Raw genomic sequence first — 2,181 nt, forward strand, 5'->3', positions numbered from 1 at the left:
CCGCGCCGGGCCCCCACCATGCCCACCCCCCGATACCGCCTCGATCAACCCCACAGCATCACCTCGTCACCCCAAGCGAAACAGCGAGGCTAGGATCTTGAAGATCTGGCGGCAGATGTTGCGCTTGAGGCATCGCTGGGCGTCGCGATAGCTCTTGCCCTCGCTGATGCGGCGGGCGACGTACGACTTCGTGGCAGGGTCCAGCCTCATCCTGATCAGCGTGATCGTGTGCATTGCGCGGTTCAGCTGGCGGTCTCCGCCGCGGTTGAGGCGGTGCTTGTTGGTCAGGCCCGAGGAGGCCGGGATCGGAGCGACACCGGCGAAGGCGGCCTCGGACCGGAACCGGCCCGCGTGTGACCAGCTGACCAGTATCTGAGCTGCGGTGATCGGACCGATGCCGAGCAATTCCAGGAGTTCTGGCGCCCGTTCGCGCACGAGCGCGAGAAGCGCGTTCTCCAGCTCGCGGGCCTCGGCCTGCAGATGCCGAACGCGCTGGGCAGTACAACGAAGGGCACGGATCGTCATGCGGTGTTCGACGGGCAGCGCGGGGCGGTCGCGAAGGCCCGCGCAGCGTGTGATCTGCGCAGGTCGGCTCAGGCGGCGAAGCTCGGCGCGGAGGTCGTCCGGTGCGGAGATGATAAGGGCCTTGAGCTGGTTGATGGCAGCGGTGGAGGCGTGCACGGCGCCCTGGCGGGTGGCCAGCAGCACGCGCATGGCTTCACGTTCTCCGCGTTTGCGGGGCTGGATGACATGCTTGGTGGCCAGGGCTGCGCGGGCTTCGCGGGCTGCGCGGATGGCGTCGAGCATGTCCGTCTTGCGGCCGCCACGGACCGGTGGACGCTTGGGGCGGCAGACCTCGATGACGCGTTCGCCGGCGTCCTCAAGGAAGGCGGTGAGGCCGGCGCCATAGCTGCCGGTGCCTTCGAGCGCCCAGCAGCGACGGCCCGGCACGTGCTGTCGGGCGAAGTCAAGCAGGCGCTGGTATCCGCGGCGGTAGGCGGCGGCGTCGGTGGTTTCCAGGACGGCGCCGATGGGGCTGACGGCTGCGGCGGCAAGGGTGTCGCGGTGGGTGTCGACGCCGATGACGCCGTCAACCTGTTCTGCGAGCATGGGCATGCGGTTGATCTCCTCCAGAGGACGACCGTGAACGGCGTCGGCCTGGGTGGAGTCACCTCGTGGCGGAACTGTGATGAGTCACAACGAGATACGGCGGACAAGCTGCTGATCAAGCCAACGGGTGGGCCAGGCCGACGCCCGCGTCCGGCAGACATCTCGGGGGCACGGCAGCCCCTGACGGGGCGCCAGTTATTTTGCGAGTCATGCCGGATCACAAGCGCCGAGCCTGGCAGCAACCCATCCCGGGCCGCAGAAGAACTCTCACAGTTATCTTCTCCACGGCCCCGCAAGAGGGCCGCTAGCCTCCGGGCCCGGCATGACTGTGTCCCCCTGTCGAACCGAATGACCTGGGGGTGGTGTTCACCGGGCCCGAGAGGTGCCGTCGGAGACGCTGATAAGAGGTCCGGCCACCGTCCGGCCTGGTGCCACACCGGGCCGCTTGCGGGCGGCAGGTCTGCATAACGTGGATGCGCGCGTACGACACCGATGCCCAGGCCAGCCGCACCAAAGGAGTTGAGTGCACGATGTTCGACACCGGTGACGTGGGCGTGTTCCTCGGCCTGGACGTCGGCAAGACCGCCCACCACGGCCACGGGCTGACCCCGGCCGGCAAGAAGGTCTTCGACAAGCCACTGCCCAACAGCGAGCCCAAGCTGCGGGCTGTCTTCGACAAGCTGGCCGCCAAGTTCGGCACGGTCCTGCTGATCGTGGACCAGCCCGCCTCCATCGGCGCCCTCCCGCTGACCGTCGCCCGCGACGCCGGCTGCAAGGTCGCCTACCTGCCCGGACTGGCCATGCGGCGGATCGCCGACCTCTACCCCGGCGAGGCCAAGACCGACGCGAAGGACGCCGCGGTCATCGCGGACGCCGCCCGCACCATGCCCCACACCCTGCGCTCGCTCGAACTCACCGACGAGATCACCGCCGAGCTCACCGTCCTCGTCGGGTTCGACCAGGACCTCGCCGCCGAGGCAGTACGGACATCGCGAAGGAGTTACGGGTCAGCGTCCGGTCGGTCCAGCGGTGGCGGCAGGCCTGGAAAGCGTCCGGCCCAAGCGGGGTTCG

2 protein-coding genes and 1 pseudogene are annotated in these 2,181 nt (G+C 68.8%); 2 read left to right on the top strand and 1 reads right to left on the bottom strand.

Features of this window, described 5'->3' with window-relative positions; translation table 11 throughout:
- Positions 1-66 precede the first annotated feature (66 nt).
- Complete coding sequence (locus tag ACZ53N_RS37145) at positions 67-1,116, bottom strand: IS110 family RNA-guided transposase (protein ID WP_469145107.1); 1,050 nt, start codon at positions 1,114-1,116, stop codon at positions 67-69.
- 524 nt (positions 1,117-1,640) lie between these two features.
- Here ACZ53N_RS37145 and ACZ53N_RS37150 point away from each other — a divergent pair.
- Together ACZ53N_RS37150 and ACZ53N_RS37155 are read left to right on the top strand one after the other, a co-directional pair.
- Positions 1,641-2,117 (top strand): annotated as a pseudogene (locus ACZ53N_RS37150) (IS110 family transposase); the annotation flags it as partial.
- Positions 2,099-2,181: helix-turn-helix domain-containing protein (locus tag ACZ53N_RS37155; RefSeq protein ID WP_469145108.1), on the top strand; the 83-nt coding region annotated here is incomplete at its 3' end. The pseudogene ACZ53N_RS37150 and the gene ACZ53N_RS37155, both read left to right, overlap by 19 nt.

It is taken from the genome of Streptomyces sp. NPDC033229 (assembly GCF_055576875.1).